The 22,398-nt window shown below is 65.6% G+C and carries 19 protein-coding genes and 1 pseudogene; 6 read left to right on the top strand and 14 right to left on the bottom strand.

All coding sequences use genetic code 11. The annotated features are described in order from the left end of the window. Positions 1-444 precede the first annotated feature (444 nt). The 5 genes from LIG30_RS24305 to LIG30_RS24325 all read right to left on the bottom strand — a co-directional run bounded on the left by LIG30_RS24305 (position 445) and on the right by LIG30_RS24325 (position 5,985). The gene (locus LIG30_RS24305; protein WP_038716294.1) at positions 445-1,272 is read right to left on the bottom strand and encodes an ABC transporter permease; all 828 of its coding nucleotides are present in this window, start codon (positions 1,270-1,272) and stop codon (positions 445-447) included. A 27-nt stretch (positions 1,273-1,299) separates the two neighbouring features. Further along, positions 1,300-2,553, bottom strand: a complete 1,254-nt coding sequence (locus tag LIG30_RS24310; protein ID WP_038716320.1) for an ABC transporter permease — start codon at positions 2,551-2,553, stop codon at positions 1,300-1,302. 67 nt (positions 2,554-2,620) lie between these two features. Then, positions 2,621-3,667, bottom strand: a complete 1,047-nt coding sequence (locus LIG30_RS24315) for an extracellular solute-binding protein (protein WP_038716295.1) — start codon at positions 3,665-3,667, stop codon at positions 2,621-2,623. Position 3,668: 1 nt separating this feature from the next. Then, positions 3,669-4,850 carry an ABC transporter ATP-binding protein gene (locus LIG30_RS24320; protein WP_038716297.1) on the bottom strand — a complete coding sequence of 394 codons (1,182 nt, stop codon included), beginning with the start codon at positions 4,848-4,850 and terminating at the stop codon, positions 3,669-3,671. Between the two features lie 208 nt (positions 4,851-5,058). Beyond that, positions 5,059-5,985: a LysR family transcriptional regulator gene (locus tag LIG30_RS24325; RefSeq protein ID WP_038716299.1), complete on the bottom strand. Its 927-nt coding sequence runs from the start codon at positions 5,983-5,985 to the stop codon at positions 5,059-5,061. A 325-nt stretch (positions 5,986-6,310) separates the two neighbouring features. Here LIG30_RS24325 and LIG30_RS24330 point away from each other — a divergent pair, with 325 nt between their 5' ends. The 4 genes from LIG30_RS24330 to argE are packed head-to-tail and all read left to right on the top strand — an operon-like array spanning position 6,311 to position 9,996. Further along, positions 6,311-7,660 (top strand): flavin-containing monooxygenase, encoded by a 1,350-nt coding sequence (locus LIG30_RS24330; RefSeq protein ID WP_038716321.1) that lies wholly within the window; start codon positions 6,311-6,313, stop codon positions 7,658-7,660. A gap of 54 nt (positions 7,661-7,714) precedes the next feature. Further along, positions 7,715-8,152, top strand: a complete 438-nt coding sequence (locus LIG30_RS24335) for a RidA family protein (RefSeq protein WP_038716301.1) — start codon at positions 7,715-7,717, stop codon at positions 8,150-8,152. A gap of 10 nt (positions 8,153-8,162) precedes the next feature. Beyond that, the gene (locus LIG30_RS24340) at positions 8,163-8,840 is read left to right on the top strand and encodes a DUF1028 domain-containing protein (protein ID WP_038716302.1); all 678 of its coding nucleotides are present in this window, start codon (positions 8,163-8,165) and stop codon (positions 8,838-8,840) included. Further along, positions 8,833-9,996, top strand: a complete 1,164-nt coding sequence (gene argE / locus LIG30_RS24345; protein ID WP_038716304.1) for an acetylornithine deacetylase — start codon at positions 8,833-8,835, stop codon at positions 9,994-9,996. The genes LIG30_RS24340 and argE overlap by 8 nt, the downstream gene beginning before the upstream one ends. Before the next feature lie 84 nt (positions 9,997-10,080). On the opposite strand, the gene LIG30_RS24350 is transcribed toward argE, so the two are convergent. Beyond that, entirely contained in the window at positions 10,081-10,500 is a 420-nt protein-coding gene (locus LIG30_RS24350; protein WP_038716305.1) for a DUF1810 domain-containing protein, read from the bottom strand. Between the two features lie 311 nt (positions 10,501-10,811). On the opposite strand from LIG30_RS24350, the gene LIG30_RS24355 reads away from it, so the two are divergent. Beyond that, positions 10,812-13,565, top strand: coding sequence for a UPF0182 family membrane protein (locus LIG30_RS24355; RefSeq protein WP_038716308.1), 2,754 nt, complete (start codon positions 10,812-10,814; stop codon positions 13,563-13,565). Between the two features lie 95 nt (positions 13,566-13,660). Here the strand turns inward: LIG30_RS24355 and LIG30_RS24360 are convergent, their stop codons facing one another. From LIG30_RS24360 to LIG30_RS27490, 8 genes and pseudogenes are all read right to left on the bottom strand, one after another. Further along, complete coding sequence (locus LIG30_RS24360) at positions 13,661-15,148, bottom strand: efflux transporter outer membrane subunit (protein ID WP_051995166.1); 1,488 nt, start codon at positions 15,146-15,148, stop codon at positions 13,661-13,663. Beyond that, complete coding sequence (locus LIG30_RS24365; RefSeq protein ID WP_038716325.1) at positions 15,145-16,110, bottom strand: efflux RND transporter periplasmic adaptor subunit; 966 nt, start codon at positions 16,108-16,110, stop codon at positions 15,145-15,147. The genes LIG30_RS24360 and LIG30_RS24365 overlap by 4 nt, the downstream gene beginning before the upstream one ends. 2 nt (positions 16,111-16,112) lie before the next feature. Next, positions 16,113-16,331 (bottom strand): DUF1656 domain-containing protein, encoded by a 219-nt coding sequence (locus LIG30_RS24370; RefSeq protein WP_038716309.1) that lies wholly within the window; start codon positions 16,329-16,331, stop codon positions 16,113-16,115. 34 nt (positions 16,332-16,365) lie between these two features. Further along, positions 16,366-18,483 (bottom strand): FUSC family protein, encoded by a 2,118-nt coding sequence (locus tag LIG30_RS24375; RefSeq protein ID WP_038716310.1) that lies wholly within the window; start codon positions 18,481-18,483, stop codon positions 16,366-16,368. Continuing rightward, positions 18,480-18,959, bottom strand: coding sequence for a MarR family winged helix-turn-helix transcriptional regulator (locus LIG30_RS24380; protein WP_038716313.1), 480 nt, complete (start codon positions 18,957-18,959; stop codon positions 18,480-18,482). The genes LIG30_RS24375 and LIG30_RS24380 overlap by 4 nt, the downstream gene beginning before the upstream one ends. 158 nt (positions 18,960-19,117) lie before the next feature. Next, positions 19,118-19,435 (bottom strand): annotated as a pseudogene (locus tag LIG30_RS24385) (HipA N-terminal domain-containing protein); the annotation flags it as partial. Between the two features lie 216 nt (positions 19,436-19,651). After that, entirely contained in the window at positions 19,652-20,287 is a 636-nt protein-coding gene (locus tag LIG30_RS24390; RefSeq protein ID WP_038716315.1) for an ABC transporter ATP-binding protein, read from the bottom strand. A 137-nt stretch (positions 20,288-20,424) separates the two neighbouring features. Beyond that, positions 20,425-20,559 carry a hypothetical protein gene (locus tag LIG30_RS27490; RefSeq protein WP_038716317.1) on the bottom strand — a complete coding sequence of 45 codons (135 nt, stop codon included), beginning with the start codon at positions 20,557-20,559 and terminating at the stop codon, positions 20,425-20,427. 613 nt (positions 20,560-21,172) lie between these two features. On the opposite strand from LIG30_RS27490, the gene LIG30_RS24395 reads away from it, so the two are divergent. After that, positions 21,173-22,093 carry a lysozyme inhibitor LprI family protein gene (locus LIG30_RS24395; protein ID WP_038716327.1) on the top strand — a complete coding sequence of 307 codons (921 nt, stop codon included), beginning with the start codon at positions 21,173-21,175 and terminating at the stop codon, positions 22,091-22,093. Positions 22,094-22,398 lie beyond the last annotated feature (305 nt).

Below are 22,398 nucleotides of genomic sequence, written 5' to 3' on the forward strand. Positions count from 1 at the left end.
GCATTTCCGGCCGGGAAATCGGCGGCCGGAAATCGGCCGGCCCGCGTGGGCGCACCGCACCCCCAGCACCCAACCCAATGCGCCGCGCCCGGCAACCCGGCAGCGGGACCGGGGCCCGCATATGGCCCTCCTGGATTCCCGCATCCATTCGCCGTTGCTCACCCGACCGGCCTCTCTTCCGATCCGCCTCCGCCTGCCTTCGTCCCGTCGCCCGCCTCTCGAGCGAGCCCCACCATCTGTGAATCGTTGGCCTGTACCGAGACGTTGCACCAAGTCGCCGTACCGGCATGGCTTCAGCGCCGTTGTGACAGGGATGCAATGACTCCCATTCCCGCCGGGACCGCCAGTGTGAAGCGGAGACGAACCGTTTCCCGAAAGCGAATCCCGTGCAAGCTTCCCAGGCCGCGTGCGCGCAGCGTCAGCCGCCCCCGCTAATCCCGACCATCAGACAAGCGCGCGACTGGCTACGGCCGCCCGCCCGCGCAGCCAGTTGATGCTGGCGAAAAGCAGCACGGCGAACACGATCAATATCGTCGCCACCGCCAGTATCGAAGGGTCGATCGAGTCGCGAATGCCACTCCACATTTGCCTCGGCACGGTCCGCTGATCGGGGCCTCCGATGAACAGGATGACGATCACTTCGTCGAACGATGTCGCGAACGCGAACACGCTGCCCGTCGCGACCGCAGGCGCGATGAGCGGCAAGGTCACGCGCCTGAACGCAATCCACGGCGATGCGCCGAGCCCCGACGCCGCACGCAAGAGGCTCTGGTCGAACGAAAGCAGCGATGCAGTCACGGTGATGACCACGAACGGCGTGCCGAGCGCCGCATGCGCGAGGACCACGCCGAGGTACGAGTTCACGAGACCGAGCGGCGCGAAAATCAGATAAAAGCCTGCGGCGACGACGACGATCGGGACGATCATCGGCGAGATGACGATCGGCATGATCAACGCGCGCAGCGGGAATTGCGCGCGGCTGAGGCCCAGCGCGGCGAGCGTGCCGAGGCACGTGGCGATCAACGTCGACGCCGCGCCGATCCCGACACTGTTCGCCAGCGATCGCTGCCAGTCCGCGCTGGTGAGCGCCTGACGATACCAGTGCATCGAAAAGCCCTGCAGCGGATACGAGAAATACGATCCCGAATTGAAGGAGAGCGGGATGATCGCGAGAATCGGCGCGATCAGAAAGAACAGCACGAGCGCGGTATGCAAGCGCACCCAGCGCGCGGCGATACGTTCCGTCAGTACCTTGTTGCGTTGGACGTGCATGTCGTTCCTTCGTTGTGGACGAGTCGCTCAGCCGAAGCGCAGGCGATCGATGCCGACGATCCGGTTGAACAGGAAATAGAAAATCGCCGTGAAGATCACGAGGTAAGCCGAGAGCGCGCCCGCAAGCCCCCAGTTGAGCTGCGTGTTCGTCTGCATCGCGATGAGCTGGCTGATCATTTCGTCGCCGGCGCCACCGAGCAGCGCCGGCGTGATGTAGTAGCCGAGCGCGAGCACGAACACGAGGAAGCAGCCCGCACCCACGCCGGGCAGCGTTTGCGGTACGTACACGCGCACGAACGCGGTGAACGGATGCGCGCCGAGCGACTGTGCCGCACGCACATACACGGGCGATACACTTTTCATCACCGAATAGATGGCGAGAATCATGTAGGGCAACAGCACGTGCGTCATGCCGATGAGCACGCCCGTCCGGTTGAAGACGAGCGGCACCGGATGCGTGGCGAGGCCGAGCCCCGTCAGCAGGCTGTTGACGATGCCGCCAGGCTGCAGCAGCACGTACCAGGCGGTCGTGCGCACGAGCAACGAGGTCCAGAACGGCACGATCACGAGGAGCATCAGCCGGTTGCTGCTCTGCGCCGGCAGGTTGGCGAGCAGCCATGCGACCGGATAGCCGAGCACGAGGCACAGCAGCGTGACCGACGCGCTGATCGCGATCGTGCGAGCGAACGCCTGCCGATAGACCGAAGCGTTATCCGGCACGAAAGCGACCGAGCCTTGCGGCGTCACCTGCGCATCGACGGCAGCGAGCAGGTAGTCCGGCGTAGGCGACGCGGCCGCACGCTTCAGCAGGCGCCAGATTTCCGGCGAGCTCCAGCGCTCGTCGAGTTCGACGAGCGTCGGCTTCCACGCAGCCGGCGCATCGGCCGGCAAGCCGCGCGCCGTGTGCATCAGCAGGCTTCGGAATTCTGGCTGGGCGAAGTTCAGTCGCCGTGCGACGGTACCGAGCTGTCCGCTCTGCTGCGCGGCCCTGAGCCCTGCAGCGAGCACGGCGAACGTGTGCTCGTCCGGTACGCCGTGACCGTCCCAGGCGTCGAGCGCACGGGTGAGTCCGGGCATGCTGTCGGGCACTTCGCGGTTCTCGACGCTGCGTCCGAGCAGCAGCGCGATCGGCGCGATGAACGTGGAAAGCAGGAACACGATCAGCGGCAGCGCGAGCAACAGCGCTTGAACCGATGCGCGGCGGCGTGCCTTTCGATACGACGCGTGGCCATCGGCTCTCGTTGGAGAGCCCGGGGCCGCGGCCTGGGCGGAAGCGGACATGTTGGTGGTCGCGGTCACGTTGGGCTCTCGTCGAAGGTGGGCGCTGTAAGACGTGCGGACAGGCGCGTTACTGCGTCAGCCACACCTGGAAGCGCTTGTTGATCTGGTCCGCGTTGTCGGCCCAGAAGTTCGCGTTGATCTGCACGGCGCGCTTGAAATTTGCGGGCGCGGTCGGCAGATCGGCAAGACGCTGCTTGTCGACGAGCGCGATCGCATCCTTGCGCGGCGGCGCATACGCGATGTACTTCGAGAGATCCGCATACGATTTCGGCTGTGACGCGGAGACGATGAATTTCGCGGCCGCGTCCGCATGCTTCGCGCCCGCCGGAATGCCCCACCAATCAAAGTCGTAGACCTGTGCGTCCCAGACCGCCTTGAAGGGCTTGTTGTCCTTCTTGGCGGCATCGTCGATGCGGCCGTTGTAGGCCTGCGTCATCACGACCGCGCCATCGGCGAGCAGCTGCGGCGCCTGCGCGCCGGATTCCCACCACACGATGTTCTTCTTGATCGTGTCGAGCTTTCTGAACGCGCGATCCACGCCGGCCGATGTGCCGAGTACCTTGTACACATCCTTCGGATCGACTCCGTCCGCGATCAGCGCCCATTCCATCGTGACTTTCGGTGATTTGCGCAGGCCGCGCTTGCCGGGGAATTTATGCAGATCGAAGAAATCGCCGACGGTCGTCGGCGCGGTCTTGAGCTTGCTCGCATCGTACGCATACACCGTGGACCAGACCATGCTCGCCACCGCGCAGTCGTTGATCGAACCGGGGATGAAGTCGCTCGTCTTGCCGAGCGTCTTCCTGTCGAATTTCTTGAGCAGGCCTTCGTCGCAGGCGGTGATCGCATCGTTGGTCTCGAGATCGATCAGATCCCACGTGGTGTTCTTCGCCTGTTCCATGGCGGAGAGCTTCGCGAGGCCGCCGTCATACGATTCGGTCGAGAAGCCGATGCCGGTGGCTTGAGTGAACGGCTCGAAATAGGCTTTTTTGGCGGCGGCCTCGTAGGCGCCGCCGAAGGTCACGACGGAGAGCGTCTCCGCTGCCTGGACGGTGACGGCAGAGAAGGCGAGCACGGCGACGGCGGTGCATTGTGCTTTGGTGAAGGTACGCATGTCAGTTGGCTCCTGCAGTGGCGGGCGTGATGATGGAAGATGACGGCGGTGGGGAGGAATGGGGCGCGGGCGTGCGTCGTTGCGCGCTCATCGCGAGAATCTTGCAGTCGTCATGACGCCAGGCGACCTCGATCGTGCTGCCGGGCGAAGGGAGTGCATGGCGTTGCGTATTCGGCACCTTCACGACGAGGCCGTCGCGCGAGCCGAACGTCAGGTGTACGCGATGGTGGTCGCCGCAATACACCAGTTCCTCGACGCGCGCGCGAACGACGTTGCTGTGCGCGTCGACGGTCGCGCCGTCCGCCGACGGGATATGCGCGCGTTCCGGGCGCAGCGCGAGCGTCGCTTCGTCGCCCGTGCGCACGCCGGGGCCGCAGCGGCCGCGAATGACGCTGCCGTCGGACAGCGCGAGCGTCGCCCAATCCTCGCCGGCATCGACGACACGTCCGGTCAACCCGTTGTTCTCGCCGACGAAGTTCGCGACGAACGCGTTCTGCGCGTTCTCATACAGTTCGCTCGGCGTGGCGGCCTGCTGAATGCGCCCGTCGGAGAATACGGCAACGCGATCCGACATCGTCAGCGCTTCCGCCTGATCGTGCGTGACGTAGACGATCGTGAGCGCGAGCTCGCGATGCAGACGCATGATTTCGTACTGCATCGTTTCGCGCAGACGCTTGTCGAGCGCACCGAGCGGTTCATCCATCAGCACGACACTCGGCTCGAACACGAGCGCGCGCGCGAGCGCCACGCGTTGCTGCTGCCCCCCCGAGAGCTGCGCGGGACGCCGGTTCGCCAAATGCGGCAGCTCGATCATGTCGAGCGCGCGCTTCACGCGCGCTTTCTGCTCGGTGCGGCTTACGTGCCGGACGGAGAGCGGAAACGCGACATTCTCCGCAATCGTCAGATGCGGGAAGAGCGCGTAGTTCTGGAACACCATGCCGATGTCACGCTGATGAGGCGGCTTGTCGTCGAGACGTTGGCCGTCGAGGCGAATCTCGCCCTGCGTCGGCGATTCGAATCCCGCGAGCATCGTGAGCGTCGTCGTCTTGCCCGAGCCCGACGGACCGAGCAGCGACAGGAACTCTCCCTTTCGCACGTCGAGGTTCAAATCGTCCACGACGTAATGCACGCCGTCATACGATTTGCTCACGCCCGAGAAGGAAATGAAGGACGGGTTCGACATCGTGATTGCGGGGTTGGCCATGAAGTCCTCCTTGGTTCTTCCCGGTGGGAGCGCGCCAACGCGAGGTCTGGCGGCGTTGCGCTCGTCATGGACCGCAATCTATCAAGTCAAATTGCCAGTAAAAATATTGTTTTCGGATACAAAGCAAAGCTTTTCCCTATGCAGCGTCCGTGCGTCGTGAGCGGCCGCCGGCACTGGCCGACGGCAGTCATGTGTCGAGATGCAGCCGCCGGATATAGGTCTCGCAGAACGACGAAAAGCGCTGCACGACTTGCCGCGGCTTCATCGCGCGCGATTGAGCGATGCCGAGTGTCGTTGCGTTGACGTGGTCCTTGAAACGCTTGATGACGAAGTCCTCGCCATCCACGGTGCGGGTCGATTTGAGCGGGAAATTGAGGATGCTGTAGCCGAGGCCGTTGGCCACCATGCCGCGCACGACCTCCGGCTGCGACGAGCGAAAGGCGGGAACTGGCCGGCTGCCCACCGCATCGAAGAGCGCCGCGAAATACTCGCGGCTGTGCGGCAGATCGAGCATCACATACGGCTCGGGCAGCAGGTCGGCGAGAGACACCTTGCGCGCACGCGCAAGACGGTGCGTCTTCGGCAGGATCACGTAGGGCGGCAGCGAAATCAGCGGCGTGAAGGCGATGTCTTCGGTCAGGTCGAGGCTGTAGGTGAGCGCGATGTCGAGCGAGCCGTCGTGAAGCCCCCGCAGGAGACCGTCCTGATGCGCCTCGACGGTGCGAAACGAAATGCCGGCGTGCTCGCCGATGAAGCGGCTGATGAGTCCCGGCATCAGCGGCGGCGCGAGCGACACGAGGCAGCCGAGCGCGATCACGCCGGTCATGCCGCCATCCATTTCCTTCGCGGCCGTCTGCAGTTCCTCGGCGATCTTGAGCAGGTTGCGCGCTTGCCCGAGCAGATCGCGGCCCGCTTGCGTGAGCGACAGACCGCTCGCGTGATGCCGGATGAAGAGTTGCACCCCGAACGACACTTCGAGATCCGCGAGCGCCGTCGAGATCGACGGCTGGGAGATGTGCAGCTGCCGCGCGGCGCCGGTGAAGGACAGCGCCTCCGCCGCGACGACGAAGTAACGCAACTGGCGCAACGAGTAGCGCAACGGGTGGCTTTCCATCGGCGACGCTCCATGATCGGCCTTCAATGGGCGGCATTGTGAGGCGCTCAAAAATGCTTGCATAGGTAAATCCGATGCGATGCATTTTTTAAATATGTTTTTCGGATTTCGCCGGCGGGCGTAGATTTCCCCCACGCCAAGCGGCCCGCGGCACGTCGCACAAGCGGGTGAATGGTCGCCGGCCCGCCTGATTGCGATGACCGCGATCGGGGCGGGGCGACAGGGCTTCGGCCCAGTCCGCGACAGCCCGCGGCGGTCGCACGCGCTCGATGGCCGCGAGGCCATGACCGATTCGAATCCATCCGCCTTTCAGAAGGAAGCAGCCATGACAGTGGAAAGAACGTCAATCGACACGCTCGTTGTCGGTGCCGGTCAGGCCGGCATCGCGATGAGCGAACACCTGAGCAAGCTCGGCGTGCCACACCTCGTTCTGGAGCGCGATCGCATCGCCGAGCGCTGGCGCACGGAACGATGGGATTCCCTGGTCGCCAATGGCCCTGCCTGGCACGATCGTTTCCCCAATCTCGAGTTCGACGATCTCGACCCGGACGCCTTCGCGTCGAAGGAGCGGATTGCGGACTATTTCGTCGCCTATGCGAAGAAGTTCGACGCGCCTGTCCGCACCGGCGTGGAAGTGATGAAGGTCGTGCGAAATGCCGGCCGCCAGGGCTTCACCATCGAAACATCCGACGGAACGATCGAGGCCAGCCGGGTGGTTGTCGCGACAGGACCTTTCCAGCGCCCGGCCATTCCGCCGATCGCGCCGAAGGATGCGAATCTCATGCAGATTCACTCCGCCGAATATCGTAATCCTGAGCAATTGCCGGAGGGTGCTGTCCTGGTGGTGGGGGCGGGGTCGTCGGGCGTGCAGATCGCGGATGAGCTGCAGCGCGCGGGCAAGCAGGTCTATCTGTCGGTCGGCGCGCACGACCGGCCCCCGCGGGCATATCGCGGCCGCGACTTCTGCTGGTGGCTGGGCGTTCTCGGCGAATGGGATGCGGAGGTCATGAGGCCGGGCAGGGAGCACGTCACCATCGCGGTGAGCGGCGCGCGGGGCGGCCATACGGTGGACTTCCGGCGTCTCGCGCATCAGGGGATCACGCTCGTCGGCCTGACGAAATCGTTCGATTTCGGCATCGTGACGTTCGAACCGGATCTCGCGGCGAACATCGTGCGCGGCGACGAGAATTATCTGTCGCTGTTGAACGCGGCCGACGCCTATGTCGCACGCAACGGTCTCGACCTTCCGGAAGAGCCGGAAGCCCGCATCATTCCTCCTGATCCGGAATGCGTGACCCATCCCGTTCTCGACCTCGATCTGGCCAGGGCCGGCGTGACCTCGATCATCTGGGCAACCGGCTATGCGGTCGATTTCAGCTGGCTGAAGGTCGACGCGTTCGACGAAAACGGCAAGCCGAAACATCAGCGAGGCGTGTCCCGAGAGCCCGGCATCTATTTCCTCGGCCTGCCGTGGCTGTCGCGTCGTGGTTCCGCTTTCATCTGGGGCGTCTGGCACGACGCGAAGCATATCGCCGACCACATCGTCACGCAGCGCAAATATCTCGCTTACCACGAGGCTTCGCGATGCCACGCGGCGCACCGCCGCGAGGAAAGCGCCGATGTCGCATGCGCCGAGTCGCGCATTCCGGACGTCAGCGAGACGGGCGTGAATTGATTTGCTTTCGTTCCCGATCAGAGATCCATTTCTTCACGGCATTAAGGTGCATCGATGAGCCTACCCACGCATACCCGCATCCGCATGTTCAACACCAAGGACACCTATCCGAACCAGTCGCTCGATAACGATCTTTGTCAGGCCGTGCGCGCCGGCAACACCGTCTACGTACGCGGCCAGGTGGGGACGGACTTCGACGGCCGCCTGATCGGGCTCGGCGATCCGCGCGCGCAGGCCGAGCAGGCGATGAAGAACGTGAAGCAACTGCTGGAAGAGGCTGGCAGCGACCTGTCCCACATCGTCAAGACCACGACGTTCCTGACCGATCCCCGCTATCGCGAGCCGGTGTACCAGGAAGTCGGCAAGTGGCTCAAGGGCGTGTTTCCCATTTCCACCGGCCTTGTCGTGAGCGCGCTGGGGCAGCCGCAGTGGTTGATGGAGATCGACGTGATCGCGGTCGTTCCGGACGGCTGGAAGCCGTCTCGGGCATAAGGAGCGGGACATGACATTCTCTATCGCAGGACGCTGCGCGGAAACCGGGCAGCTTGGGATCGCCATCAGCTCGTCCAGTATCGCAGTGGGGGCGCGATGCCCGTGGGCGCGTGCCGGCGTGGGTGTGGTGGCGACGCAGAATGTCACGCTGCCGGCGCTCGGTCCGCAGATTCTCGATCTGCTGGAAAGCATGAAACTCGCGCCTGCCGCGGCGCTTGACCGCGCGCTGGGCGCGGACGGCTGGAGTCAGTATCGGCAGGTGACGGTGCTCGATGCGCAGGGGCGTGCGGCATGCTTCAGCGGCAAGGAGGCGCTGGGCATACACCACGCCGTGGCCGGCGATCAATGCGTCGCCGCCGGCAACATGCTGGCGGGTATTGACGTGATCGAGGCGATGGTTTCGGCGTTCGAGCATGCGCGCGGCATGCTCGCCGAACGCCTGCTCGCGGCCATGCACGCGGCGATCGCGGCCGGTGGCGAAGCCGGCCCCGTGCATTCGGCGGCGCTCAGGATCGTGGGCGACCTGAGCTGGCCGATCGTCGACCTGCGGGTCGACTGGGCCGATGACGGCCCCGTCGCGCAGCTCGACAGTCTCTGGCAGGCCTATCGGCCGCAGATGCAGGACTACGTGACCCGGGCGCTGAATCCGACCGTCGCTCCCAGCTACGGGGTGCCGGGCGATGAATGAAGCGCTCAGCCGCGCACTGCTCGAACGACTGGTCGGCTTCGCGACGGTCAGCCGGGAATCGAATCTGGAAATGATCGATTTCATCCGGCATTACCTGGCGGAACACGGTGTCGACAGCGAGCTGTTCTACAACCCCGAGCGCACCAAGGCGAACCTGTTCGCCACCATCGGCCCTCGTCACCGCGGCGGCATCGTGCTGTCCGGCCATACCGACGTGGTGCCGGCCGATGGCCAGGCGTGGACGGTCGACGCATTCCGTCTCACTGAAAAGGACGGGCGGCTGTACGGCCGCGGCACGGCCGACATGAAAGGCTTCATCGCGTCGGTCCTGGCGGCGGTGCCCGTCTTTCTCGGGCGCGAGCTCGAACTGCCGGTGCATCTTGCTTTCTCCTATGACGAGGAAGTCGGGTGCGTGGGCGTGCGGCCGATGCTGGCGGAACTGGAGAAGCGCCCGCACAAGCCGGTTCTGTGCCTGATCGGCGAACCGACCGGGTTGAAGCCGGTGTTGGGGCACAAAGGCAAGCTGGCGATGCGCTGTCGGGTGAAGGGCGCCCCTTGCCATTCGGCGTATGCGCCTGACGGCGTCAACGCGATCCAGTATGCGGCGCGACTGATCGGCCGTCTGGAAGCGATCGGCGAACGACTGTCGCAGCCCGACCATCGCGATCAGCGTTTCGATCCGCCGTTCTCGACCGTGCAGACCGGCGTGATCCACGGCGGTCGCGCGCTCAACATCGTGCCCGGCGAATGCGAGTTCGATTTCGAAGTGCGCGCGCTCCCGGACTTCGATGCCGGCAAGGTGGCCGATGAATTGCAGACCTATGCCGAAGCCGAACTGCTGCCGAAGATGCGCGCGGTGCAGCCCGACACCGATATCCGCCTTCAGCCGCTGAACGCGTATCCGGGATTGGCGACCCCGCCCGACAGCGAAGCGGCGCGTCTGCTGGCGCTGCTGTGCGGTTCCGCGGAATTCGGCACGGTCGCTTTCGGCACCGAGGGCGGACTCTTCGACCGGGCGGGCATTCCCACGGTGGTCTGCGGACCAGGAAGCATGGATCAGGGCCACAAGCCGGACGAATTCGTCACCGTCGAGCAACTGCGCCGCTGCGACGCAATGCTGGCCCGGCTGGCGGACTACCTGTCGGCTCCGTCATGACAGGCACGCCGGCGTGCGGCATCGCCCGGCGAGCGGCGGAACGCGTCCGCGTACGGGGGGCGCGCCTGCCGGGGCAGGACGCCCCTAGAGCCGCGCCAGCGTGTTGTGATCGGCTTCGCCGCCGAAATATTTCTCGAGCGCTTCGACGAATACCGCGTTGTCCGGGGTCGCGTGCGCGAACAAGGTGACCGAAGATCGAAATTTCAGGTAATCCGGATAGCCGAAAATCGTCTGGATCGAGCGGCCATCGACGTGGTTGACCAGCCGCGTGCATTCGCGCAACCGTCGGCCAAGCACCGGATGCTGAAGATACGCCGCGGCTTCGGCCAGCGTCGAGATCGCATACCGTTGCGCCATCACGCTGTCGCCAAGCCCTTCGATCTGCGGGAACACGAACCACATCCAGTGGCTTCGCTTGTGTCCGTTCCTCAGCTCGTCGCATACCTGCGCATACACCGGATCCTGTGCGTCGACAAAGCGCTGAAGGTCATAGGGATCGTCCATCTCGCCCTCCGTCCGTTGCGGCGCGGCGAAGCCGCCCGAACGCTCATTGTGAGCGTCGAGCGGACGTCGCGCAAACGTGCCCCCTCGCCGCGGCCGCGCGCGGTTTTGCGCGGCGTTTCCGGGGCATGGGTGCGCTGATCCGTCGTGTCACGGCCGGGCGCCGGCGTGACCGCGCGTACGCCGCCATATGGCGGCGCGCCCGTTGCCGGCGTAGCATTGAGACTCCGGCCGGCCGCGATCCGGACGGATCGGCGGCGCGGCATGACCCGGTCGCGGCCGGCCGTGCATGACGGGCCGGCAAAGGAGTCTCGATGCGCTCGCAAACGACGTCCGTCTCGCGCCTGAGACGCTACGCGATCGCGGCTGCGGTCGTCGTCGCCAGCCTGATCGTCATCGGCCGCATCGCCAGCATCCTGGTCGACTGGCTGTGGTTCTCGTCGATCGGCTATGCGGGCGTTTTCTGGACGATCCTGTCCGCCCGGGTGGTGCTGTTTGCGATCGCGTTCGCCGCGTCGGCGGCCGCGATCGGCACGTCCGGGTTGCTCGCGCATCGTTACGCCAGACGCTTCGATGCGTGGCAAGTGGCAGCCAGCCCGTCGACGCGCGCGGAGGAGGTGATCCGGGAGCTGGCCGGGCAGGTCGCGTCGCGCGTTCCGTGGCGCACCGTCATCGCCGGCAGCGCCATCCTCTTCGGGCTTGCCATCGCCGGCAATGCGATGTCGAGTTGGGACATCGCGCTGCGCTTTCTTCATCAGGTGCCGTTCGGCGAGCGCGATCCGCTCTTCGGCAAGGACATCGGCTTCTATCTTTTCTCGCTGCCTGCCTGGATCGCACTCAAGAACGGGCTGTTGCAGCTGCTGTTCTGCTGTGCGGTCGTCGCAGGCGGGATCTACTGGCTGCATGGCGACATCATGCTCCGGCCGCCGAAGGGGCTCTCGACTGCCGCCGCCGCTCACGGATCGGCGCTGCTGGCAGTGTTCTTTCTGCTGAAAGCGTGGTCCTGGTGGCTCGACCGCTTTCTGCTGCTCTACGACAACAACGGCGTCGTGGTCGGCGCCGGCTACACCGATGTCCACGTCGTGCTGCCGGTGCTGTGGGGGCTCGTCGGCCTTGCCGCTGCGTCGGCCGTCGCGTTGTCGGTCAACATGCGCCGACCCGGCTATCGGCTGCCGGCCGCGTCGATGCTGCTGGTGTTCGGCTGCGCGTTCGTGCTTCGCCTCGTCTATCCCGGTCTGTTTCAGCGCTTCTACGTCAAGCCGAGCGAGCTGCAGCTGGAGACGCCGTATATCGAACGCAACATCGCGCTGACACGGCAGGCCTACGGTCTCGCGCAGATCGCGGTGAAGCCGTTCGCGGCCGAGCAGGGCCTGAATCTCGCGTCGCTGCAGGCCAATCGCGCGACCATCGACAACATCCGCCTGTGGGATGTGCGGCCGCTGCTGGATACCTACGCACAGTTGCAGGAGATCAGGACTTACTACAAGTTCTTCTCCGTCGATATCGACCGCTACCGGCTCGATTCGGGTTACCGGCAGGTCATGCTGTCCGCGCGCGAGCTGGAGCCGGCGCTGCTTCCGGAGAGCGCCCGGACCTGGGTGAACCTGCATCTGCTGTTCACGCATGGCAACGGCGTCGTGATGTCGCCGGTCACCGAGAAATCCGCGGAAGGCATGCCTTCGTTGTATCTGCGGGATATTCCGCCCGTCGACAATGGCGGGCCGGCGATCCGCGAGCCGCGCCTCTACTTCGGAGAGGGCGAGCCGGGCTATGTGATCGTGAAGGGCAGCGTGCCCGAATTCGACTATCCGCAAGGCGACAGCAATGCCTACACTGCTTACAGCGGGCGCGACGGTGTCGCGATCGGCAGCCTCGCGCGACGCAGCCTGTTCGCGTGGCGGTTCGACGATCCCAACATCCTGCTGACCCACTACGTCACGGGCGAGAGCCGGATCCTGCTTCACCGCAACATCCGGGACCGGATACGCACGATCGCGCCGTTCCTCACCCTCGACCATGACCCGTATGTCGTCGCAAGCGACGGGCGCCTCTTCTGGATGCAGGACGCCTACACCACCAGTCGCTGGTTTCCGTATGCTCCGCCGGGTCTCGGCGACGGCGCCAATTACATCCGCAACGCGGTCAAGGTGGTGGTCGATGCATACAACGGCACGGTCGACTTCTATGTCAGCGATCCCGCCGATCCGCTGGTGCGGAGCTACCGGCGGATCTTCCCGGGCATGTTCAAGCCGCTCGATGCGATGCCGCGGAATCTTCAGCAGCACATTCGCTACCCGGAAGATCTGTTTCTGATCCAGGCGAACCTCTACCGTGCCTACCATATGGATGCGCCGGAAGTGTTCTACAACCGCGAGGATCTCTGGCAGTTTCCTCGCGCGCTGGGCGATATCGACGGCGGAGATGCGGCCAGCGCGCAGATGGCGCCGTACTACATGATCATGCGATTGCCCGGGGATACGCGCGCCGGGTTCGTTCTCATGCTGCCGATGGTGCCGAGCCAGCGCGAGAACATGATCGCCTGGCTGGCCGCGCGGTGCGATCCGCCCGGGTACGGCAAGCTGATCGTCTACACGTTTCCCAAGGACAAGCTGGTCTACGGGCCGTTCCAGATCGAGGCGCGCATCCAGCAGAACACCGAGATCTCGCAGCAGATCTCCCTGTGGAACCAGATGGGCTCACGCGTCATCCGCGGCCATCTCGTGGTCGTGCCGATCGAGAACTCGATCCTCTACGTTTCCCCGCTGTATCTGCGCGCGGCGTCAGGTCAGTTGCCGGAGTTGAAGCGGGTGATCGCCGCCTATGGTGATCGTGTCGTGATGGAGGCAACCCTCGGCGAGGCGCTCGCGGCGCTCTTCAAGGAGGCGGCGCCGATGGCGGCGCCCGCCCGGGGCGCGGCGGATGCGCGTGCCCGCGAGGCCCTTGCCCATTATGACCATGCGATCGAGCGGCTGAAGGCGGGGGACTGGGCCGGCTTCGGCGCGGAACTCGATGCCCTCCGGCCGCTGCTCGAGGCGCTCGGTGGCGTCAGGGCCGAGAACCGGAAGTGATGAGCGGAGCGTCGTCGGGCGCGAGCCGGTCGCGTGGTTGCCTCGATGCTGCCGTGCCGGCTGCGATGCCCGGCAGGCCCGCCCGCGGAATACGGTTACTCCGCCTGCCGTATCGGCTGAGGTTTCATCGTGGCGTTGTCCACCCCCGATGCCGCCTCGCTTTCCCAACCGCCGCCCAGCGACAGGAACAGCCGCACCTGATCGACCGCAACCTGCCCTTCGGCGGCCGCCACCTGGGCGCGAACGCCCGTCAGCGTGCGTGTTGCATCGAGATCCGAGATGAACGACTCGCGGCCGGCGGCGTACAGGCGGTGGGTTTCGTCCGCCGACGAGCGCGCGGATTCGTACGCGGTTCGCAACGCGTCCGCGCGCTGCGTGTCGGCGGCGTACGTCGCGAGACTGGTCTGCGTCTCGCGCAGTGCGTTCAGCACGACGCCGTCGAAGTGCGCGAGCGCGCCGCCCGTGGCCGCTTCCACCTCGCGCACGCGAGCGCGCTGGCCGTTGACGGGGAAGGTCCAGCTGATCAGCGGGCCGAACGACCAGCGGTTGGTCTCGGGCGAAAAGAGATCGCCGAGTATCCCGGTCGTTCCGGTCGATGCGCCGATGCTGACCGACGGATACATCGCGCCGATCGCGACGCCGATTCGTGCGGTGGCCGCGGCGAGTTGCCGCTCGGCCGCGCGCACGTCGGGGCGGCGACGCAACAGCGCGGCGCCGTCGCCGACCGGGATCGGCTGGCGCAACGCGGGCAGTCGCTCGCATTCGGGCACGCCGGGCGGCAGACTCGACGGCGAGCGTGCCAGGAGCGCCGCGAGCTGGTATTGCGAGACCTTGCGGCGCGCCTCGAAACGCGGGATGTCCGCGGCGATCGTCCGCACCTGGGTAATGCCGCGCGTGACGTCGGTCTGGTTGCCGCGCCCGGCATCGCGCAGCCGGCGCGACACCGCGACGCGCTGCTTCTGCAGGTCGAGCGAACGCCTGGCGACCGCGAGCTCGTCGCCGGCCGAGCACGACTCGACATAGGCGCGCACGACATCCGCGACCACCGCGATGCGCGCGAGGTCGCCGGCTGCCTTGACGGCTTCGCTGTCGGCCTGCGCCGCTTCCACGCCGCGCCGCAGCTTGCCGAACAGGTCGATTTCATACGACACGCTCAGGCCGAGCGCACCTTCGTTCACGACGGGCAGCTTGCTCGTCAGCAGATACTGCTCGGCGGATTCCTGGGCACGCTGCACGGCCGCTTCCGCGCCGCCGGAGAATCCTCCCTGCGCATCGGCGACGGCGATCGCCGCGCGCGAGCGGGCGAGGTTCGCCGCCGCGACGCGCAAGTCGGTGTTCGATTGCAGTGCATCCTGGACGAGCTGGTCCAGCACCGGGTCGTCGTAGAGCTTCCACCATTCGCCCGGCACCGTGTCGTGCGAGATCAGCGTGCCGCTCGCGCCGTCGAGCGGCGCGCTCGCGAGCGGTGCGTTGATGAGCGCGTGCGGCGGCAGCCGGTAGTCGGGGCCGACGGACTTGCATGCGCCGAGTGCGAACACCAGCGACGCGAGCGTTGCGGCGAGCCGGACGGCGTGACGTGTCATTGCGAGGCTCCCGCGGCGCGGGGTGCGCCGGAAGCGGTCCGCGCCGGCGCGGCTGCACGCGTATTCGCCGGCGTTGCCGCGTCGTCACGGCGTGCATCGGCGGCGCGCATCGAGACGGTGGCCGTGCGGCCGGCGATCATCCTGAAGTCGTCCGGCACCTCGTCGAGCGCAACGCGCACCGGAATCCGCTGCGCGAGCCGCACCCAGCTGAATGCGGGATTCACATTCGGCAGCAGGTTGGCGCTTTGCGAGCGATCTCGGTCCTCGATCGCGGCGACGATGCTCTGCACATGGCCGCGCAACGGCTTCGGCTCGCCCATGACGGTGATGTCGACCGGCTGGCCGATATGGATGCCGCGCAGCTTGGTTTCCTCGAAGTAGCCGTCGACGCGGAACGAATGCTGGTCGACGACCGACAGCACCGCGCGGCCGGCCGGCACGTATTCGCCGACGCGCGGCGCACGGTCGTTCAGGTAGCCGTCGACGGGGCTGACGATGGTGGTGCGCTGCAGGTTCAGCCGCGCGGTATCGAGCGATACTTGCGCGTCCTCGACGGCTGCCTCGCCCTGTTCGACGCGCGTGCGGCTTTCCTCGACCTGCTCGCTCGCGACGAGGTTGCCGAGCGTCCGGTTCCGCGCGTATTCGCGTTTCGCCTGCGCGAGCGTCGCGCGGCGCTGGTCGAGCGTCGCTTCGGCGAGACGCGCCGCGAGCGTGTAGCGGGCCTGGTCGATCACGAACAGCACCTGGCCCTTCCTGACCGGCTGGTCGTCGACCACCCGCACCGACGTGATGAGACCGGACACGTCGGGCGCGATCTGGATCACGTCGGCGCGCACGTGCCCGTCGCGCGTCCACGGCGAGAACATGTAGTAGTTGATGATCCGCCACAGCACGAGGGCGGCGGCAACGACGACGATCAGCGTCAGCAGGACCTGCCCTGCGGAGAACCAGTTTTTTTTCACGGTCAAGGGGACACAGCCATGAAGTGGTAGGACACGATCATGACGACGGCGAGCACGAACACGTAGATGCCGAGATCGAAGATCGAACGGTGCCAGACGAAACGATAGAGGCCGACGCGCGTGAAGACGACGCCGATCACGGTGTTGATCAGGTAGGCGATCAGCATCAGGACGAGCGGGGCCGGCACGAAGACGCCGAAGATGTCGATTTCACCGATCATGGTCGAGGAGGAATGTCCATGGTTGGGAAGCGGGTCATCCGCGGGCGACGCCGGGCGCGTGCGGCGCCTGGGCTGCCGACGCGGGGTACAGCGACAGCCGCATGCCGACGAGCGCATGCAGCACGTCGTGCAACCGGCGGCGCGTGGCCGGCGCCAGCGGCGGGACGGCGAGGGCGCCCGCTTCGTCCGGCGACTGGCGATCCGCGACGCGCCGGAACGCGCCGTCGATCGTCGCCAGCAGCGCGGCCGGGGCGGGCTGGCGCTCGCTCGTCTCGGCGCAATGCGCGTAATGCGCATTGACGCCCGAAAGCACGGGATCGAGCGCGTCCCGGATGTCGGCGTCGAGCTTGCGGCGCAAGCGGCGCAGGTCGAGTGCGTTCAGCGCGACACGCAGGTCGCGGAAGCTGTCGATCGACGGATGCCGATGATCGTCGGACGCGCCGAGCCGCGGCAGCAACTGCGTCACGCGGTCGAGCATCCGTGACGCATGATTGCGCTGGTCGCCGGGCGACTGGGGCGACGCGGAAAGCGCGACGTCCTCCCAGCCGGCGCGCAGCAGGCGGCGCGCCGCGAGTTCCGCGCCGAACGGCCGGGTCGCGCGGGTCCACACGAACGCGAACAGCAGGCCGGCGACACCGGCGAGGTTGCTGTTCAGGAACACGAGGAAGTCCGCCTCGTACGCATCCTGGATGCTGATGAAGGTTGCCGTGTTGACTGCGACGAGCATCGCCACCATGTTGAACTGCGGCCGCGGCAGCAGCGTGCCGACGAGGATGAACGGGCCCGCGAATATCAGCACGAGCATCGGGAAGTCGTGCACGTGCGGCAGCACGACGAACAGGTACAGTCCGGCGAACACGACGCTCGCGGCGGTGGCGAGGAAGAACCGGAACACCATCGGCGCCGGCTCGTCCAGCGCCGCGAAAAAGCAGCATGCGACGGCCGCGAGCGTGACCGCGCCCGCGCCGTCGTGCCAGCCGGAACTGACCCATAGCCAGCATGCGAGCACGATCGCGCCGACTGCGGTGAGCGTGGAGAACAGCATCATCCCGCGGTCGAAGGAGCGCTCGGTGCCGCCGAGCCGCCAGTGCCGGTAGCGTGGCTCCCAGTTGCCGGACTCGTTCGCGATCAGCGCCCGCAGCGAACGGCAGTCCTGCCAGACGTCGATTACCTGGCGCAGCCGCCACAGTGCATTCGACAGCAGCGCGCCGTCCCAGTTGGCGAGCGCGCTGTCCGCCGGTTGCAGCGCGGCGATGCGCTCGCGCAGCCGGTCCGCGGCCGGATCGGCCAGGTCGGTTTCGCGGCCGGCCGCCGAGCCGGGCAGCGGCGCGTCGAACCAGCGGGCGGTGTCGGCGAGGAGGTCGTCGAGGCCGGCCGGGCGGATTTTCAGGTCGCGCATCAGCGCGAGCAGCGGGTCGGCGAGCGCCGATATCATCGGCAGGAACAACTGCATCCGGCCACGCAGCGCCTCCGCGCGCGCGAGGATTCGCGGATGCGCATGGTCGTAGCTGAGCTGGCTCAACAGGAATTCGAGGTTCGTGATGGTCAACGCGAGGCGCTGGCGGCACGCGGACAGCGCCTTGCCCGCGATGTGCCCGGACAGCGTCTCGTGCCCATAGAACGCCGCGTCGCGAAACCACGCGTCCGTGCGCTCGATCAGCATGGGCGCGAGGCGGCTGGGCAGGATCGTGCTGCCGACGACGCTGGCGCAGACGATGCCGAGCACGATTTCCTCGGTGCGCGACACTGCGACATCGAATACCGTGGTCGGATCGGTCACGGTCGGCAGCGCGATCATCGGCATCGTGTAGCCGGCGAGCATGAAGACGTAGCTGCGCGCAGTGCGATCGGAAATGGCGAGGTAGAGCAGCGTGCCTGTCCACGCGGCGACGATCAGGGTAAAGATGAGCGGCGTTTCGACGAACGGCGGCACGAGCAGGATCGCGGCGGAGGCGCCGAGGGCGGTGCCGAGTGCGCGGTAGAGGGCCTTCGAACGGGTCGCGCCGACGAACGGGTTCGACACGATGTAGACGGTCGCCATCGCCCAGTACGGGCGGGGCAGCTGGAACAGCAGCGCGAGGTACAGCGCGAGCATCGACGCGCAGAAGGTCTTGACCGAGAACAGCCAGTCGCGGGCGTTGGGGAGGGTCATGACGCGGGGCGCTCGTCGGAGGCATGATGCGGGGCGGCCTCGCCCGCGTCGTGGACGTTGAATGCGTTCAGCACGCGCAACGTCGTCTCGAGTTCGGCGCGGGTGACGCCTTTCAGGACGCGCGTGCGCAAGACCCGCAGGTCTTCTTCCATCATGGCGGTGACCGCCCGCCCGGCTTCCGTCAGCACGATCGTCTTCGCGCGACGGTCGCTCGGGTCTTCGTCGCGGCGCACGAGGCCTGCCGTGCACAACTGGTCGAGCAGCCGCACGAGCGACGGCCCTTCGATGCCGACATGCTCCGCGAGCGTGACTTGCCGCACCGCTTCGCCGAGCCTGCCCGCGATGAGCAAGGGCGCCGCACAGGCTTCGGACACGTTGTACGCGCTCAGGACGCCGTCGCTCTTGCGGCGCCACTTGCGGGCGGCCACCACGAGCATGCTGCTGACGGAGAGGCGAAGATCGTGCAGATTGGGCATGGGCGCGATGATAGTCGAAATATATTCGATAGCAAACTATCGTTTTACCTCATCCTCATCTCCATATTGGCGGGGAGGAAAGCTATGCGCCCGCCCGCCAGCCGCCGGCTCTGCGCGCGCATTCCGGTGAAGATCGCTTCCGCGACATCCGTCGGAAAACCGACGCAATCCCGGCCGATCGACGCGAGCAACTCGAACGGATCCGTCGAGCGGAGCCGGTATCGTCTCGCGATGCGCCGCCGGATTGTCGGGCTGTCGGGCAACAGGTTGTCGAAATAGTCTGTGACGACCGCGCCCTGATGCGGTTGATTGCCGGGAGTGAAAGGCAGCGATAGCGACAGCGGACGTCCTTGCTCGTCGTCTACCCATTCCGGCAGATAGACGAGGTGCCCGACTCCACGTCGGACTTCCCAGTAGCCGACCCGTATGCCGTTCATCCACAGGTCGAGTCGATCCTTCCGGGGGCGTGGCGCCATCGTTACCAGTCCTCGCGCTTCGTGATGCGAACGCGCGGCTGCGTTGGCGTTCCGCGCTGCGTGCTCGCATTTTAGGCTGGATTCGCCTCGGTGGCCGGTTGGGCCGCCTTGGAGGCGGCGGCGCCCACCCGTGCACGAGGTTGCTTGGGAACGGCGGAGTCGGTGCGTGGTGGGGTGCCTCTGCGGCGAGCGCCTGCCGAACGAGGGTAGTACGCGTTAGCGTGCCGACTCGGGATGCGCGCCGAGGCTGGCGAAGCTCACGATCCTGGCGCCGCACGCTCGCGCAAGCGCCGCATCGTAACTGGAGAAAAATACCGTGCAGCGATCCGACAGCGACTTGAACTGATCCGCGAGCACCGCGCGCGACGAAGCATCGAGGCCGGTGTCGGGTTCGTCCGCGATGACGACGGATGGCGCACCCAGCGCGATCGCCGACAGAAAGACTTTCTTGCGCGTGCCGAGCGACATCTGTTCGAAACGTTTGTCGAGATGCGGCTCGAGACCGTAGCGGTGTGCCAGATCGAGTGTGCGGGCGTCCACGGTCGTTTTCCGGGCAGACGCGACTTGCTCGAGAAAGGTGCGGCCGGTGACGAGCGGATGGGTCATGCAGTCGTCGGGCACGTAGGCGAGCGCGGCTTTCGCGCCGGCCGGTGAGGTGCTCAGCGAATGGCCGCCGATCCACACCTCGCCCTGGTCGGCGTCGATGGTGCCGGCAAGGATGCCGAGCAGTGTCGATTTGCCGGTGCCGCCTTCATCGTTCAACATCACGCAGCCGGCATCCGAGGCGTGATGCAGCCCCTGGAAAACGACATGCGTGCCGAAGCGTTTACAGAGATTCTCGAAGCGAAGCATAGACGGGAAGTGGGTCACGTGAAGATATACGATGCCGACGCGATCCTGATCGCGGTGAGTAGCGTACCAGACGCCGCAGTCTGCCGCGCATGGCGGTGCGGCCGGTTCGGCAGGCGTCTGGTCACGATCGCGTCGCGTCAGGGGCGTAGCAGGTCGAAGCCGCCGAACGCGACCATGCCGCTCAGCGCGATCATGGCTACCGAATGCTGGCCGAAGTAAAGAATCGCCGCGGCGAGCCAGCTCGCGACGCAAAAGGCTCCAATGCGGGCCATCGTGTGTTCCTTGAATCCTGGGTGAAAGTCCTGGATTTTGCCAGTCCGGCGTATTGCAGGGATCCGTGGACGAAACTTCGCGTTCCGGATCGGTCTGGCCGGGCAGGCCGTCGAACGCGTCGACGAATGCCGCGGCGACGCGAAGCGGTTCAAGCCTTCGAGGCGTGCAGCCTGGCGGCGCGCTTCAATACGTCGCACGTTTCCGTCGCGGCTTGATAACGCGCAGCTGCCAGATGGTCCGGCCATCCCGGCCATCCTGATCGCAATGGCAGCAGGCTGATATCCGTTCGAATTCCGGGCGCCGGGCGTGGTTCGTCGGTCGCGATGAACCGTAAAAGACGGACGATTGCATTTAAAACCTTCAGCTATCGGAAACACAGGCTTGTCACGGAAATGATGTTTCTCCCAACGTAGCATCGACGTTCGCAGGGATGTGCGCTGGCGGGCGGCGGGGCATGCAATAGCTTTCCGAAATTTGCTAATCTACGCGCGACGTTGAATTTGCCGGGGAGGCTGCACAACCTGCCGGCGCGGGGGCTGACGAAGGCACGGGGGGGAGGCCGCTTTCCAGCTTGGGTACGTCGACAACCATCGAGAATGAAAAGGATAATCAGTGAAGAAGCTTGTGCCGCTGTTGCTCGTGGCGAGTCTGGCCGCCTGCTCGCAAAAGCAAGAAATTGCCTGTAATGGAGATGACGCGAAGTCGGTCGTGACGTCGATGCTTAAAGATGGGCTGGTTAAGCAGATTACGTCGGACTTCGCAAACGCAAATGCAAACGTCAATACGAATATTGACGGCGCACTCATCCGGGCCACGGTCGAGAAGATTGCGATCAGCCTTGGCGACGTGCTCACGACAAAGAGCGATCCGAATAGTACGAAGAAATTCTGCCAATCGACGCTGAAATTGGCCGTTCCGGCAGATATCGTATCGAATGCCGACGCAACGAGAAGCTTGCTGTCGTTGAACGGCTCGCATCAGGCGGCATTGCAAGCCGGCGTTGAATTCGATGCTAACGCGATCAAGTCGTCGCTGGACTACAGCGTGCAGCCGACTGACGATGGCAAGAAGATTTATGCCAGCACCGAGGGCAACAATGCCGCGGTGACATTCGCCGCGACGCTTGTCGAGCAGTCCTTGTTGAAGAGTGCGCTCGAAAAACAGAAGGCCGACCAGGCGCTTCAACAACAGCAGCAGGCTATTCAGGCTCAACAGCAGCAGGCGGAAATTGCACAGGCTCAAGCAGCGGAAGCGCAGGCTGAGCTGCAGAAGGCGCAGGCCGACATCAAGACTGCGAATGACGCGATTAATGTCGTCTGGAATGCGGGCGGCAAGGAGTGGCGTCAGAGCCTGCTGCCGGAACAGCGCCTTTGGCTTGCAAAGCGTGAGAACGACTGCAAGATCAGGGCACTCGACAGTGGCGCGCCGGACACCGTTGCATTCCAGGCAAACAAGCTGAATTGCATGGTGCAAATGACCAATGACCGCACGCAGACCCTGAGGGCTTCGCTGCAGCAAAACCTGGGGCAGTAATCTTGCCGATAACGTTTCGAGTTCACTGGACTAGCCGCAGCGCCTGGATTTCGCGTAAATCGGGGGCTCGGCACTCGAACGTGGCGCGCGGCATCGGTGTTGGGCGCGAGGCGAGGTCGGAGACGGTGCGTCAGTCCGCCTACATACATATATAAAGACCGTCGCCAGCCCCGCCAGTTGCCTCCGGCGTGATTCCGGTTCATTCGCTAAAAGCCCGTGCGCCGCGGGATGCGCACCGCGTTGAAATTTTTTTCACAAACCTCTTGCGCGCCGCGGGGCGGATGTCTAGAATCACGCCTCTTTCG

Source organism: Burkholderia sp. lig30, assembly GCF_000687455.2.
GTDB lineage: Bacteria > Pseudomonadota > Gammaproteobacteria > Burkholderiales > Burkholderiaceae > Burkholderia.